General features: G+C 62.2%; 14 protein-coding genes. 3 read left to right on the forward strand and 11 right to left on the reverse strand.

Translation table 11 applies throughout. The features are described 5' to 3' along the window. Nucleotides 1-4: 4 nt before the first annotated feature. The 9 genes from LB554_RS00325 to LB554_RS00365 form a co-directional block, all read right to left on the reverse strand. Complete coding sequence (locus tag LB554_RS00325) at nt 5-205, reverse strand: hypothetical protein (RefSeq protein ID WP_224582624.1); 201 nt, start codon at nt 203-205, stop codon at nt 5-7. A gap of 80 nt (nt 206-285) precedes the next feature. Continuing rightward, nucleotides 286-1,332 (reverse strand): UDP-glucuronic acid decarboxylase family protein, encoded by a 1,047-nt coding sequence (locus LB554_RS00330; RefSeq protein ID WP_140617540.1) that lies wholly within the window; start codon nt 1,330-1,332, stop codon nt 286-288. A 23-nt stretch (nt 1,333-1,355) separates the two neighbouring features. Then, nucleotides 1,356-2,459, reverse strand: coding sequence for a glycosyltransferase (locus LB554_RS00335; RefSeq protein WP_224582626.1), 1,104 nt, complete (start codon nt 2,457-2,459; stop codon nt 1,356-1,358). Beyond that, complete coding sequence (locus tag LB554_RS00340; RefSeq protein WP_015319149.1) at nt 2,456-3,550, reverse strand: glycosyltransferase; 1,095 nt, start codon at nt 3,548-3,550, stop codon at nt 2,456-2,458. The genes LB554_RS00335 and LB554_RS00340 overlap by 4 nt, the downstream gene beginning before the upstream one ends. Further along, nucleotides 3,547-4,677, reverse strand: coding sequence for a glycosyltransferase (locus LB554_RS00345; RefSeq protein WP_140724272.1), 1,131 nt, complete (start codon nt 4,675-4,677; stop codon nt 3,547-3,549). The genes LB554_RS00340 and LB554_RS00345 overlap by 4 nt, the downstream gene beginning before the upstream one ends. A 2-nt stretch (nt 4,678-4,679) precedes the next feature. Further along, nucleotides 4,680-5,780 (reverse strand): glycosyltransferase family 4 protein, encoded by a 1,101-nt coding sequence (locus tag LB554_RS00350; protein ID WP_140617537.1) that lies wholly within the window; start codon nt 5,778-5,780, stop codon nt 4,680-4,682. After that, on the reverse strand, nt 5,765-7,057 hold the full coding sequence (locus LB554_RS00355) for a TIGR04295 family B12-binding domain-containing radical SAM protein (protein ID WP_140617536.1): 1,293 nt from the start codon (nt 7,055-7,057) through the stop codon (nt 5,765-5,767). The genes LB554_RS00350 and LB554_RS00355 overlap by 16 nt, the downstream gene beginning before the upstream one ends. Beyond that, complete coding sequence (locus LB554_RS00360; RefSeq protein ID WP_140617535.1) at nt 7,054-8,133, reverse strand: NAD-dependent epimerase/dehydratase family protein; 1,080 nt, start codon at nt 8,131-8,133, stop codon at nt 7,054-7,056. The genes LB554_RS00355 and LB554_RS00360 overlap by 4 nt, the downstream gene beginning before the upstream one ends. Next, complete coding sequence (locus LB554_RS00365; RefSeq protein ID WP_015319144.1) at nt 8,130-9,236, reverse strand: NAD-dependent epimerase/dehydratase family protein; 1,107 nt, start codon at nt 9,234-9,236, stop codon at nt 8,130-8,132. The genes LB554_RS00360 and LB554_RS00365 overlap by 4 nt, the downstream gene beginning before the upstream one ends. A gap of 215 nt (nt 9,237-9,451) precedes the next feature. Between LB554_RS00365 and LB554_RS00370 the strand changes: the two genes are divergently transcribed. Then, entirely contained in the window at nt 9,452-9,724 is a 273-nt protein-coding gene (locus LB554_RS00370; RefSeq protein ID WP_015319143.1) for a hypothetical protein, read from the forward strand. 144 nt (nt 9,725-9,868) lie between these two features. Here LB554_RS00370 and LB554_RS00375 read toward each other — a convergent pair whose 3' ends face one another. Together LB554_RS00375 and LB554_RS00380 are read right to left on the reverse strand one after the other, a co-directional pair. Beyond that, nucleotides 9,869-10,465, reverse strand: a complete 597-nt coding sequence (locus tag LB554_RS00375) for a response regulator (protein WP_224582628.1) — start codon at nt 10,463-10,465, stop codon at nt 9,869-9,871. A gap of 4 nt (nt 10,466-10,469) precedes the next feature. Then, entirely contained in the window at nt 10,470-10,712 is a 243-nt protein-coding gene (locus tag LB554_RS00380) for a hypothetical protein (protein WP_140617534.1), read from the reverse strand. 83 nt (nt 10,713-10,795) lie between these two features. Between LB554_RS00380 and LB554_RS00385 the strand changes: the two genes are divergently transcribed. After that, on the forward strand, nt 10,796-13,906 hold the full coding sequence (locus LB554_RS00385; protein WP_140617533.1) for a CheR family methyltransferase: 3,111 nt from the start codon (nt 10,796-10,798) through the stop codon (nt 13,904-13,906). Then, nucleotides 13,903-14,274 carry a response regulator gene (locus LB554_RS00390; protein ID WP_015319140.1) on the forward strand — a complete coding sequence of 124 codons (372 nt, stop codon included), beginning with the start codon at nt 13,903-13,905 and terminating at the stop codon, nt 14,272-14,274. The genes LB554_RS00385 and LB554_RS00390 overlap by 4 nt, the downstream gene beginning before the upstream one ends. Nucleotides 14,275-14,297 lie beyond the last annotated feature (23 nt).

Raw genomic sequence — 14,297 nt, forward strand, 5'->3', positions numbered from 1 at the left:
TGCGTCAATCCAGCCTGCGCAGCATGTCTGCTTCCTGCTCGAGAATACTGGCCACCTCCTCCCGCTGCAGATGCGTCATCATCAGGCTGACACAGCACTCCAGATAGGTGATTGAGGCTCGCCGCAAATACGCAGCCGTCTCTCGTTCCGCCATCCTGTCGATATCGGTCCGAGATCGCTTGGGGTGCATGAGGAGGTCCTCCATATGTGGTCCTCCCGTCAAACCAAAAGCTTGCCTGGATGTTCCCGCGGGAATCGATGCGAAGATGTGACCGCGGTCCGGCATCAGGCAGGGAGGTTCTGCAGCCCGCCTGACGTGGGTCTCGCCCTTGTGGAGCGTCCTGCCATTTGATCGCCGATCGAGCCGCCTTCAAGCGTGGCGAAATAGCTGATCGTCCGCGCGAGCCCCTCGGTGAGAGGCACTCTTGGCGTCCAGCCGAGCAGCGTTTTTGCGCGCGAGATGTCGGGCTGCCGGCGTCGAGGATCATCCTGCGGCAGCGGCAGGAACGTCATGTCCGATTTGGTGCCGGTCATAGCCTTCACCAATGCCGCCAGTCGCACAATGGTGAATTCGCCGGGGTTGCCCAGATTGACGGGCTTGCCCGGATTGGGATTGATATCCATAAGGCCCATCAACCCATCGATCAGATCGGAGACGTAGCAGAAGGATCGCGTCTGCATGCCGTCGCCGAAAATCGTCAGCGGGCGCTTCTCCAGGGCCTGCATGATCAGGTTCGAGACGATGCGGCCGTCCGCCGGATCCATTCTCGGCCCGTAGGTGTTGAATATACGCGCGACACGAACGTCGGCCTTGCCGGCTCGCAGATAGTCGAAGCAAAGTGTTTCGGCGGTGCGTTTGCCTTCGTCGTAGCAGGCGCGTGGGCCGGTGCAGTTCACATGGCCGACATAATCTTCCCTCTGCGGATGTTGCTCCGGATCGCCATACACTTCACTCGTGGAGGCCTGCAGCAATCGCGCGTCGTTGCGGGCGGCGAGTTCGAGCAGGTTCAACGTTCCGATGACGCAGGTTCGCGTGGTGTGGATCGGATCGGCCTGGTAACGCGGCGGCGAGGCGGCGCAGGCCATGTTGAAAATGCGATCCACCGGCTCGCCCAGGTCCAATGGCCGGCAGATATCCTGCTCGATCAGCCGGAAACCCGGCTGGTCCATGATCGCGTTGATGTTCTCCATGCGACCGGTAAGAAAATTGTCGGCGCAGATCACACGCCAGCCATCGCGTAACAATGCTTCGCAAAGATGCGAACCGAGGAAGCCCGCGCCACCGGCGACGAGCACCGTCTTTGCCCTTTGCGCTTTTTTTGTTTGTCGCATCGCGATTTTCTCCTGTCTGCCAGTCATGCTGCACTTCCGATATCGAGATCGACGACCACCGCCCCCTTTTGCGTAAGCGCCGTGATGAATTCGCGAGCCCTGGCCGCACCGGTGTGGGAGGCAAGGACGAGTTCGCGTGCCCGGTCGGCCATGGCGAGACGTGTACGAGCCGATTCCCGGGACAGGATCGCGACGACCTCGTCCGCCATCCTGGCCGTGTGGATCGTCGATGCGGGAAAGAAGCTGTCGAGGCCTGGCCAGCGGTCGCTGATGATCGGCGTGCCGCAAGCCGCGGCTTCGAAAAGGCGCACGCTGGGCGACCATCCCGCGGCAATCATGGAACTGCGTGTGACGTTCAGGGTGTAGCGCTGACGGCTATAGAATGCGGCATGATCGGCCGGCGGCAAGTGTTCGATGCGCTCGACATTGTCGGGCCAGTCGATGTCGGACGGATATTGCGAGCCGGCCACGACGAAACGCCGATCCGGCATGCGCCGTGCAGGCTCGAGCAGGAGCGCGTTGAGCGTGGCTTGCCGGTCGGCGCTGTAGGTGCCGAGATAACCGAGATCCCAGCCGATCGGATCGGCGGTGCGGTGATGCCGTTCCGGATCGACCGAACAGTAGAGCGGCTCGGCGCGGCGTGCGCCGAAGGTCTGCGTCAGATCGGCAAGCATCGGGCCGCCGGCAAAAGAGAAATAGATGTCGAAGTAGGGGATTTGGCGCCAGCTCAGATAGTCGCAATCGTCCGCCGACAGCTTCGCCAGGGTCACCGGCGTGTCGATGTCGTAAAAGCAGAGTTGTCCTTTGCAAAGTGAAGCGACGGTATCGATCACCGCGCGCCCTTCCGGTACGAAGGAGCCGATCACCACGACATCGGCCTGTTGCAGACACCGCGCGTAGTCGCGTTGCAGTTCCTGCACGGTTTCGTAGTAGCGCAAGGCGCAGAAATCCGGGTCACGCAAATCGCGGTGATTGGCGTACCACGGCACATCGTGCTCCAGAAAAGTTACGCGATGGCCGAGTTGGTGGAGGCCTTTCAACAGACCTCGAAAAGTGGTGGCATGGCCGTTTCCCCAGGACGAGGAAAGCGACAGGCCGAGAAAGACGATGTCCAACTGCCTGGTCATTCGGCTGCCTCCACGGTCCCGTGCGTCAAATGCCGTTTGAAGACCGCATCAGCCACGGCCGCCCGCAATGCGTAGGTATGATCGGCGAGAACGCGTCGAAGTGCGGCCTGGCCGATCGCCTTTGCCCGAACTGGGGTCAGCGCCTGCATGATTTCGGCGACATCGCCGCCGTCGCGCGCCACAAGGATCTCCTCGTCGGGCTTCAGGAACAGCTCGACGCCGAGCCAGGCATCGGTGATCAGGCAAGCGCCGGCGCCGGCCGCCTCGAAGACACGCGTGGCGGGTGAAAAACCGTTCGCGGCCATGCTGTCGCGGCTGATGTTCAGCACCGCCTTTGGCGTGACATTGAAGGCGTTGTGATCGCGGGTGCCGACATGGCCGAGCCAGCCGACATTGGCGGGGAGCGGCTTGTCGCCCCACCCAGATCCGCCGAGCAGAAAACGTTGTTCCGGCAGCTGGGCCGCGGGATCGAGGAAGAACGATCCCACCCGCGCTTCACGATCCGGCAGCCTGTTTCCGAGGAACGCCAGATCGCAGGCAAAACGCGCATTGCTGGCGACCGGGTGGTGCGTTTCGGGATCGAGCGCATTGTAGATTGGCACGCACTCGTTCGCGCCCATGGCACGATAGGCCCAGACTACGGGATCGCCGCCACCATAGGTCAGCACAAGGTCGATTTCTTGCAGCGCACGATGCAGCGGGTGGTCCGGCTCGTCGCGCAGCTGGGCGAGTGTGGCCGGCGCGTCGACGTCCCAGAATACAATGAGCGCATCGCTGCGGGCGTGGTCGAGCACGGCGCGAAGCAGCGCCTCGTCCTCGAAGCCGACGCCACTCGCCTTGACGACGATATCGGCTTCGGCGGCACGCGCCGCCACCTGCATCAGGGCATGGTGGGTTGCCTCGTAGACGACGACAGAGCACCAGTCCGGCGCCTCGATGTCGCGGTTCTTCTGCCGGTCATAGACGTCAGGCTCATAGAAGGTGATTTCGTAGCCCAGTTGCGAAAGCGCCTTCAGCAATCCTCGGTAATAGGTCGCGGCGCCGTTCCAGTAGGACGACAAAAGGCTCGATCCATAGAATGCGATCTTCATGCTGCGGCTTCCTTTGCGGCGGTCAGCTCGGCGGTGTGCAGGGTCGTGCATTGCCAGAGCACGTCGAACAACTCGTCGACGCGGTGACGACAGGTGTGCCGCGAGCGGATGGTCTCAAGACCCGAGGTCACCAGGGAGGCCGCAAAATCGGGATCGGCCAACACCGCCTGGAGGTGTTGCCGCATTTGCGATCCATCCTCGGCAAACAGGAAGTCGATGCCGGGCCTGAAAAGCTGCTCGACGTCGGACCAAGGCGCTGAAATCAGCGGGATGCCGCAGGCAAGTGCCTCGAACATGCGGATCGTCGGAATTCCGGGCAAGCCTTCACGATAAGGACGCCGCGGGATGTGCACGGTGACACGATGCGCGGCGAACGCCTTCGGCACGTCGGCATTGGCGATCCACCCTTCGTAGCGCAGACCCGCGGCGGCCAGTTCAGCAAGTGCCGGCTGGGGATAGCGGACACCGTGAACAGTGGCCTGAAGACTGAGATCGCGCACGGGTTCGATCAGGAACTCCTGGATTTCGGCCGTCCGCTCGTCGTCGCCCCAGTTTCCGATCCAGACCAGGTCGGACGTCGCGTGGATTTCCGGGTGCGGTTTGAACAGCCGATCGTCCGCCGCTTCATGCCAGGTGAAGACACGCTTGCCCCACCCGGCGCGCAGATAGCTCTCGCGCAGCGCTTCGCCAAAGGCGAGAACGCCATCATAATGTTCCAGGCGGAGCGCCGAGATTGCCTCGGTGGCCGACACGGCGCGGTGATGGGTGTCGTGAAACAGCAAGGTGAATTTGCCGCCATCGGCCCGGGCACGGCCGATGCGAGCGACAAGCTCCGGGTCGGTCCATTCGTGGACGATCACCACGTCGGCCTCGGCGATCCAGGCTTCATGGTCGAACCCGGCATCGTAGGTCACCGGCATCAATTCGGGGAAATCCTTGCGAAAACGTTCGATCGCGAAGGATCCCCTCTCGGCCAGTAGGTTCGATCGGCTCCAGCCGTCCGCCGGCTCCAGAGCGATGGCCTGATGCCGGCGCGCCACCAGTTCGCGCATGACGCCGCGAAGGAAATGGGCATTGCCGTGGTTCCAGTCGGAGACGAGCGAGTGGGTGTAGAACAAGAAGCGCATGATCAGCGCTCCGCCACGGCCAGCGCCGCCTTTTCGTAGACATCGCGCATGGCCGCTGCCTGTCTCGCCAGAGTGAACCTGCGGCTTCGGCGGAGGGCGGCGTGGCCGAGCTCCCGCCTATGCCCCGCATCGCTGGAAAGACGATTGATGCAGGCAGCGAGATCATGCGGGTCGCGCCCGTCAAAGAACATCGCGGCCCCGTCCCATAACTCGCGATAGGTCGGGATGTCCGAGAGCACCAGGGGCGTTGCCGACATGGCCGCTTCCAGAGCCGCCAGACCGAACGGTTCGTAGAGCGACGGAGACACGAAAATACCGGCGCGGGCCATCAGCGAGCGCACCTCGCCATGCGGCAGTGCTCCGAGAGGAACGGCATGGTTGACGATGGCGCGCTCGCCGTTAGGGCCGTGAAGCGAACCGGCTGTAAAGAGAGGCCATTGCGTCAACGAGGCGGCCTGGTCGACCACCACCACATTCTTTCCCTCGTCCCACCAGCGGGCGGCGGCGAAGACGAGCGGCTGGCGGGTTTCTGCTGTCGGGACGGGGCGTGCGGCATTTCCGACGACGTGAAGGCGTGCGATCGGGCCATAGCAGGTCTCGAGCATCTCGGCATGGCTGCGGCTTGGAGCGATGACTGCGTCGGCCCTGTCGAAGCCGCGCCTGTTGCGCTCTTTCTGCCAGCTCCATGCGCTATCCAACGCCTGTCCCTTGACGGAATGGAACCATGTCGTCACGCATGAATGCGAGACGGCTATGACTGGGCAAGGCGCGTCCAACCCCACGGCCTGCGTCGGTCCGTTGAGATGGACAAGGTCGATGGCGTAGTCGCGTATCGGCGCACGCAATTCCAGCGGCAGACGGTCGAGCTCGCCGGCGCTGCGGGTCATCCAATCCAGTGGCGTATTCAGCCAGATGAGCGTCGCGAAGGACCGTGCCTCTTCGGCCTGTTGCCTGGATGGGTGCGGCCCCAGGCCGGCGAACACAACGCTGTCGCCGCCATTGACCAGTTCCCGGCCGAGATCAAGCGCATAGCGCCATACTCCGCCCATGGCGTCGACGGTCATCAGGATGCGGCGCTTGCGTGGCGTCAGTGTCCGCAACATGCCGCCTCCAGTTCCGCCAGCGGGCGCGGGCGCTTTTCCTGGATGTCGCTGAACTTCTGGAACGATGCGAGGTAATGATCATGAGCGCGCTCCCAGGCGAGGTCGTCGGGTTCGCCCCAAAGCTCGCGATAGCTGGGCGAACTCGGATATGGATACAGCGGCACGGGTTCATTGGCCCACACGCCATTGTCGATCAGGTGGGCTCGCCAGTGATCGACAAGGGCAGGATCGTCCTCGACGACGCCGATCAGATTGGCCTGGACGAAGGGAACGTGGCGTCTGGCCTTGACCAGCAGCGCGGCAAGCTCCTCGGTGCCCAGCCGGCAGCGCTTCGCCAGCATGGCCCGCCCTTCCACCGTCAGGCTTTCGAGGCCGGCTTCGATGGACACGCAGCCTGCCGCGCCCAGCAGTTCCAGCAGCTCGGGTTTCCACAGATCGATGCGGGTCTGGACGCCGAATTTCACATCGCGGCCGACCAACGCCTCCAGCAACGCTTTTTGGGGCAGGAAGATTTCGTCGATGAAGTAGATGTAGCCGACACCCTGGGCGATCAGCCTATCGATTTCAGTCACCACCGCTTCGTGGTTGCGGCGGCGATAGGCATCGCGGAAATCGATCTTGGCGCAGAAGCTGCAATTGTAGGGACAGCCGCGCGACGCCTCGACCTCGGCGCCGAATCCAAGCTGTTGGTCATCGAACCGGTGATGGTGGTGTGAATGGGCGGCAATCCAGTCGGACGGCCATTCCAGCGGCGGGTGATCGACAAACGAACTGGAATGGACGCCGCCGTTCGAAACCAGCTTGGCATCCCGCAGATAGGCGGTTGAGGGTACCGCGCTCCAATCGTCGCGTCGTGCAAGTTCCGCGACGACTTCCTCGCATTCGCCGCGCACGACAATGTCGACGCCCAGCTTGCGCAAGGTCGGCGCCGGTGTCGCCGAACCATGTGGCCCGACCGCGACCGTGCGTCCGCCACGCCCGGCCAGGCGATTGAGGAAATCGGCCGGCACCCGCAATTCCGGCGGTGCGCAGCGCCAGAACAGATAGGTCGGCGCGGTGCTGACGACCGTCATTGCCGGCGCGAAATCAACCACGCGTTCGCAGAGTCCGGAATTGTCGAGCTTCTGCAATTGCCCGTCCAGCATCAGCACCTCATGGCCGGCCGCCTCGAGCAGGGCTTTCGAATAGCCGAGTTCCAGCGGCAGATGCGGTTGGCGGCAGCCGAAATAGATGCTGTCGTCATATGTCCAGGACGGGTTGACCAGCGCTATTCTCATGCGACGTACCTCACGGCTTCGGGGCGGGGCTCGAGCCGGTGGCGCTGCAGCCAGTCGGCGAGATCGCGAATGCCCTCACGCCACGCAACCTGCGCCTTCCAGCCAAGCGCGGTTTCGATCTTGCGGGTATCGGCGACGAAGAAGGGCTGGTCGCCGGTCCGTTCCCCATCATGGCGGACCGAGAGCTCGCGACCGGTCAGGCCGCCGATCTCGCTCAACAGCATACGCAGGCTGAGCGCGTTTTCAGGTCCGCCGCCAAGATTGAATGCCTGGCCCTTGGTGAGCTCGATATGGTCCAGCACGGCCCTGTAGGCGGCGACCGCATCGGAAACGTGCAGGATGTCGCGCACCTGCCTGCCGTCGCCATAGATGGTGATTTCCCGTCCCGTCAGGGCGCTGAGCAGGAAGTGCGCTACCCAACCCTGGTCCTCGGTTCCAAACTGGCGCGGTCCGTAGATGCAGCTCATCCGCAGCACCGCCGTCGGCATGCCGTAGGACTTGGCATAATCGAGCACATATTGGTCCGCCGCGCCCTTGGAGCAGCCATAGGGTGTGCAGAAATCGAGGCCGCGAGCCTCGTCGATCCCGCCGGCCTGGATCGCGCTATCGCAAGGTATGTAGCGGTCGTCGTCCGCGCGAACCGCGACGTCGGGGAGGCTGCCGTAAACCTTGTTGGTACTGGCGAAAATCACTGGGATGCGCTCGCCGCTCAGCCGCGCCGCTTCCAGCACGTTGAACGTGCCGCGAAGATTGATGTCGAAATCCTCGTCCGGCCGGACCAGGCTCGTGGTGACGGCCGTCTGCGCGGCGAGATGGAAAATCGCCTTGCATCTCATCAGGGCCGGCGCCAAGGCATTGGCGTCCCGCACATCGATGGTCTCGACCGTTAGGCGGCCACCGTGTTTCTGGGCAAGCCATTGCAGGTTCTGTTCGACGCCGGGACGGCTGAGATTGTCGACCACCAGCACTGGCTCGCCATCCGACAACAGGCTGTCGGCCAGGTTTGATCCTATGAAGCCGCTGCCGCCGACGATGGCGACCGGCGCTTCGCGTCGGTTGCGTGCGCCCGGGCTCATGACACCAACCCGCGCTCTTCGAGTTCGCGCTTCATTTCGGCGCCGCGATCGACGGCGGCCGTGTTGCGCACCCAGGAAACGAAATCCCCGAGAGAGTTCTCCAATTGCAGGGCGGGTTCGAAACCGAGCAGCTCACGAGCCTTGGAGATATCGGCGAAGCAGTTGCGAATGTCGCCGGAGCGCGCCTTGCCGAGCAGCTCGGGCGAACGGTTCGGGGTTCCCATGGCTTCGGCCAGCAATCGCGCGACTTCGCTGATCGCATAGGCGCGGCCGCTGCCGATGTTGATGACGTGGCCCTTTGCCTGACGTTGCTGCAGCGCAAGGCGAAAGGCGCGGGCGACGTCATGCACATGAACGAAATCGCGCTTCTGTTCGCCATCCTCGAAGATCATCGGCCGTTGGCCATTGGCGAGACGTGAAGCGAAATTGGCCAGCACGCCGGTATAGGGATTTGATAGCGCCTGGCCGGCACCGAAGACATTGAACAGGCGCAACGCGACCGCATCGATGTTGTACGCTTCGCCAAAGATCAGCACGGCGCGTTCCTGGGCGTATTTCGTCAGCGCGTAGATCGAGGCGAGGTCGACCGGCTTTTCTTCATCCGTCGGCAGCGGCGAAAGGGGTTCGCCTTCCGGCGACAGCGGATTCCACTGTCCGCTTTTGATGTCGCTTGACTTGCGCCTTGCATTGTCGATGCGCCGGCCGTCGGGCGTGGCATAGAGGCCCTCGCCATAGACGCTCATCGAGGAGGCGACGACGATCCGTTCGACCGGATGCTTGATCAGCGCTTCAAGCAATGTCGCCGTGCCGAGATCGTTGGTGCCGACATAGCGCGCGATCTCGTACATTGATTGTCCGACGCCGACTTCCGACGCCAGATGAATGACGGCGTCGACGCCTTCCAGCGCCTCGGCAACGGCTTCGCGGTCGCGAATGTCGCCCTTGATCAGTTCGGCACCTGCGGGAAGCGCGACCGCTTCACCCGCATGCACCTGCTCCAGCAGGGCGTCGAGAATGCGAACTGAATAATCCTGAGCGATGAGTTCTTGTGTGACGTGGCGGCCGATGAAGCCGCAGCCTCCTGTAACCAATATGCGTTTCACGACGACTCCTCGGACAAGTGACCTCGGCGCCCCGAACTTTTCGGCAAAAGGTTTGTTCCCTGTGCTTCAACAAAGTTCCCTTCGCGGGCTTCGCCTGAAAGCAAGCGCAACACCATCGGCCCGCGATGCGGGAACATTGCCGCCGGTATGCTGTTAGGGCGCTCGACAGCCGCCGTGACGCCGAAAGGCGAAGCCGATGATCAAGGGAGATTTCAATGTCGCAGTCCCAGACGACCACCAATCACGACGAAATTCGCAAATGGGCCGAGGAGCGGCAGGGCCGGCCGGCGGTGGTCCGCACCAAGGGCGAGGGCGGCATCCTGCGGATCGACTTTGGCGAGCCCGAGGAAGCATTCGACCCCATCGATTGGGACGAGTTCTTCCGGATATTCGACGAGAACGATCTGGCCTTCCTTTATCAGGCCAAGACCAGCGACGGAAAATCCAGCCGTTTCAACAAATTCGTCGAGCGCGATCGCAAAGGTTAAGAAGGCCTGGCGGCCGATGCAGCGGGCCCCAGAAAATCTCGAAAGTCGCTGGAACAATCGACTGCCCTATTGCTTCGGGCGCTGATCCAGAAAGGTGATCCAGCAGCCCCCAAGGGAAGCGCCTTGGCCTCGGCCCAGGAGAATTCAATGCATCAGCTTTGCGCCGCGGGCTTTGGCCACTTCTCGCATGACGTCGTTGAGCCAGTTTTCGGTGGACTGGCCAAGCTGCCGGTGGTCGACGTCCCGGATCGCTTGCTCGAGTGTCCTCTCGACCAGCCGGTCCGATGCGTTGACGTCTCCCAGCAGAAGACGCGCCGCGAGGCGCAGTTTGGGCAAAAGGGTGAAAACGTCGTCTGGCGGGGAGGGCACGGAGATGTCCGCTTGTTCGGACGCCTGCGGCGGAAAAAGGGCATTGAACACAGCCTTGCTGCCCGAGGATTTCCGCAAATTGCTGGCGTAACGGAGATGCTCGGGGATGGCGATCTCGTTGTCGCCGCTGAAGAATACGAAGGGGATACCGCGGCGCATCAACTTGTCGGCGATCGGAAACACACGTCGGCCGTTGAGATTGACGTCCAGGATTGCAGCTTCGGCTTGATCGGTATGTTCAGACGCCTGCTCGACGGTAGCGGCGGGCCCGAGAATGATAGCACCCATGTTGCTGAAAAACCTCGCAAGATCTCCAGCCATCGACCATTCGTCTTCGACAATCAGAAGATGCAACCCCCGCAGATCGCGCACGTCGTCATCCTTTCTTCGAACGGAGTTTAGGATGCAAAGAAGGCACTTCCACTTTCCTGTCATCCAGCGCCGCTTGCAACCGTTTCGCAAGCACCAGCATGCGATCCGGGATGGGCCCATCGAGACCTTCGATTAATTCAGGCGCCCCCGGCACCATTGGCGCCAGGAGTTTCAGGCCAGCAGAGCGTTTTGTCATTGAACCACCATGGATATCGGGTTCAACGTCATCCTTGCTGACTTGTTCCATCCTCCCTGCGCGCTATATGGTTGTGTCCTGTCCGATCCGACGTTGAGAGGCTTCATGTCGGTCGGGCGAAAGGGGGACAAGCCGTGACAGCCCGATCAATCAAGTTCCCCATCGTCGGCATCGGTGCGTCCGCTGGTGGCATTCCCGCAATGGAAGGGCTTTTCAAGGGCATCACCGACCGGCCCGGCATGGCGTTCGTGATCATCACGCACCTCAGTCCCAAGCGCAACAGCCTGCTGCACGAGGTCATCGACCGCTACACCGCCATGCCTGTCGTGGTGGTCGAGGACGGCGTGGCCGTCGAACCCGACCACGTCTATGTGATGCCGGAAAACGTCACTCTGGTCATCGAGAATGGCGTGCTGCACCTGCGGCGCCCCAATGGGCTTACCCAGGAGCGCAAACCTGTCGATATCTTCTTCAGCGCACTGGCCGACGACCAGGGCGAATACTCGGTCGGCGTGATTCTGTCGGGCGGTGATTCCGATGGCACCCTGGGCGTGAAGGCGATCAAGGAGCGGGGCGGGCTCACCGTCGCGCAAGCGCCGGACGGCTACGGTCCGCGCAACCCCGACATGCCGCAGAGCGCCATTGCCAGCGGGCTCATCGATGTTGCCGTGCCCGCCGAGGAGATTGGGGCGAAGCTCGAGGCTTACGCCAGGGGCTTCGACACGCTGGACGGGCTGAAGAACGAAGAGGACGACCATGCGGCCGACATAGATAAGGTCCGCGAACAGATATACGGCATTTTGCGCAGCCACTCCGGCCACGACTTTTCAGGCTATAAAACCAAGACATTCCTGCGCCGCATCAAGCGGCGCATGCAGATCGCCCAGATACAGTCCATCAATGGCTATATCGACTGGCTGAAGAAGGACCCTCGCGAGGTGATGAACCTGTTTCGCGATCTGCTGATCAATGTCACCAACTTCTTCCGCGATCCCGATGCCTTCGAATTGCTGGAGCAAAAGATCATCCCGCGGCTGTTCGAGGGCAAGACCGCGACCGATACGGTCAGGGTCTGGGTTCCCGGCTGCGCCACCGGCGAGGAGGTGTTCTCCATCGGCATCCTGCTGCGTGAACACATGGAAACGCTTTCAGCCGTTCCGCGCGTCCAGATATTCGCCACCGACATAGACGAGCCGGCCCTGGCCGTGGCGCGCGCCGCACGCTATCCCGAGGCCTTGATGCAGGGTCTTTCCCCGGAGCGCAAACAGCGGTTTTTCAACGGCGATGGCGAAAGCTACGTCATCAGCAACGAGATCCGGGAACTGTGCATCTTCTCGCCGCACAGCGTCATCCGCGATCCGCCCTTCTCGCGCATGGATCTGGTTTCGTGCCGCAATCTGCTGATCTATTTCGGCCCAGCCATTCAAAGCCGCGTTCTTCCTGTCTTCCACTATTCGCTGAAGCCGGGTGGCTATCTTTTCCTCGGCACGTCCGAAAGCGTCGGGCAGCACGAAAATCTGTTCGCCACCGTCGACAAGAAACATCGCCTCTTCCAAGCACGGGAGCATGCCTCGCCACATATCAGGCTGCCGGCGCTGATCGGGGATGTCCATTCCGGCGTCTTTCCCGCCGAAACCGCCGGCTTGAAGAAGGGCACGGTCGGCTATCCGCTGCGCCAGGCTGTCGAGGCGCAGGTGCTGGAGCGGTTCGCGCCGCCGCATGTCCTCGTCAACGCCGAAGGCGACGTCGTCTACTATTCGGCGAGGACCGGAAGATACCTCGAAGCGCCGCAAGGCATCCCCAGCCGGCAGTTGCTGACGATGGCGCGCCGCGGGCTTCGCCTGGACCTGCGCGCCGCATTGAGGGAGGCGACGACGACACGCCGCACTGTTGTGCGGGACAATCTCGCCGTCGAGGAAGACGACGAACGCGTCCAACCGATCAGGCTGACCATCGAACCCCTGGCCGAGAGGGGCAATGGTGAGCCGCTTTACCTTGTCCTCTTCGAGCCGTCGGGCCCGACCCAGGCCCGATCCGATGAGGACGGTGGCGGCCGTGACAGCGACAGCACCGCCGATCTTGAGCGGGAACTGCGCGACACAAGAGAGCGCCTTCAATCCACCATAGAGGAATACGAGACGGCCCTCGAAGAGGTGAAATCGTCGAACGAGGAACTCGTCTCCGTCAACGAAGAGGCGCAATCCACCAACGAGGAACTTGAAGCGTCCAAGGAAGAGATGCAGTCGCTCAACGAAGAGCTCAACACGATCAACGCGGAGTTGACCAGCAAGATAGAAGAGCTCGATCACGCCAACAGCGATCTGCGCAATCTGTTCGAAAGCACCGACATCGCGACCATTTTTCTCGACCGCAGTCTTGTGGTGCGGACCTTCACGCCGGCGGCCTCATCCTTCTTCAGTCTGCGCCCCTCCGACGTCGGCCGACCGCTGACGGATCTGTCGAGCCAACTCGATTATCCCGAGTTGAAGCAGCACATCGACAAGGTGTTCGAGACAGGCGAGACCCTGAACCACCATCTTGCGCGCGATTCCAGGGGCCTGTTTCACATGGTCCGCATCAATCCCTATCGGGACAAGGGCAACAGGATACAGGGCGTCGTGGTGACACTGGTCGACGTCACCACCCTGGCGCGGGCGGAAGAGCATCAGCAGGTGCTCATCTCGGAGCTCAACCATCGCGTCAAGAACATGCTGGCGGTGATCGCCAGCATCGCCAACCGGACGCGGGACAGTTCGGATACGAAAGAAGAGTTCGCGGAGGCCTTGATCGGCCGGCTGCATGCCATGTCCCGGGCCTACGGACTGCTGACCCGCGAGAGGTGGAAAGAAGCTTCGGTCAAGGAACTGCTCCACCAGGAACTCGAGCCGTTCGGCATCGAACGGATCGAACTCGATGGCGACGACGTTAGACTCGGCCCGCAACAGGGGCTTTCCCTCAGTATGGCCATCCATGAACTGGCAACCAACGCGGCCAAGTATGGCGCCCTGTCCAAGCCTCGAGGCAGGATTGGTGTCAGATGGGCGATGGACGGCGATAATTTCACGCTTGGCTGGCGCGAAAAGGACGGCCCTCCGGTCAAGGAGCCGTTGAACAACGGCTTTGGCCTGAACCTGTTGAAGGGGGAAATCGGCTACAGGCTCGGGGGCCAGGTCGACACCTCCTTCCACAAGGAAGGTCTTGAGGTCCAGATCGCTTTTTCGGCAAACCACAAGGACGCGCCGTGAGCGACAGACCGCGCGTTCTGGTGGTTGAGGACGAGTGGCTGATCGCGGAGGACGTCGCGTCTGATCTGCGTGCGGCGGGCTATCCCGTGGTCGGGCCTGTTTCGTCCGTTGCCGCAGCACTTCGGCTGGTCGAGGCCGATAAGGTCGACATGGCGTTGCTGGACGTTCAACTGAACGCCGAAACGAGCCTGCCGATCGCGGAGATATTGCTGACTCGCGGCACTCCTTTCGCGTTCGTAACGGGATATGGGCGGGGCGATCTTCCCGCCCGGTTCCGAAACTGCAAATTCGTGGCAAAACCCGCAAGCGAAGCGGCCATCCTCACTGCCGTGGCCGACCTGGCATCGCTTCGCGCCAAGAAACCGTGATCCAAAGAGCTAGCCTGTCGCGA

This window comes from Mesorhizobium sp. CO1-1-11 (assembly GCF_020164995.1).
GTDB classification, from domain to species: Bacteria; Pseudomonadota; Alphaproteobacteria; order Rhizobiales; family Rhizobiaceae; genus Mesorhizobium; species Mesorhizobium australicum.

Bases quoted from the DNA above. Each gene is read 5' to 3' on its own strand.
- LB554_RS00370 (WP_015319143.1), top strand. From the start codon at position 9,452: ATGTCGCAGTCCCAGACGACCACCAATCACGACGAAATTCGCAAATGG.
- LB554_RS00330 (WP_140617540.1), bottom strand. From the start codon at position 1,332: ATGCGACAAACAAAAAAAGCGCAAAGGGCAAAGACGGTGCTCGTCGCC.
- LB554_RS00325 (WP_224582624.1), bottom strand. From the start codon at position 205: ATGGAGGACCTCCTCATGCACCCCAAGCGATCTCGGACCGATATCGAC.
- LB554_RS00380 (WP_140617534.1), bottom strand. From the start codon at position 10,712: ATGGAACAAGTCAGCAAGGATGACGTTGAACCCGATATCCATGGTGGT.
- LB554_RS00340 (WP_015319149.1), bottom strand. From the start codon at position 3,550: ATGAAGATCGCATTCTATGGATCGAGCCTTTTGTCGTCCTACTGGAAC.
- LB554_RS00345 (WP_140724272.1), bottom strand. From the start codon at position 4,677: ATGCGCTTCTTGTTCTACACCCACTCGCTCGTCTCCGACTGGAACCAC.
- LB554_RS00355 (WP_140617536.1), bottom strand. From the start codon at position 7,057: ATGAGAATAGCGCTGGTCAACCCGTCCTGGACATATGACGACAGCATC.
- LB554_RS00350 (WP_140617537.1), bottom strand. From the start codon at position 5,780: ATGTTGCGGACACTGACGCCACGCAAGCGCCGCATCCTGATGACCGTC.
- LB554_RS00360 (WP_140617535.1), bottom strand. From the start codon at position 8,133: ATGAGCCCGGGCGCACGCAACCGACGCGAAGCGCCGGTCGCCATCGTC.
- LB554_RS00335 (WP_224582626.1), bottom strand. From the start codon at position 2,459: ATGACCAGGCAGTTGGACATCGTCTTTCTCGGCCTGTCGCTTTCCTCG.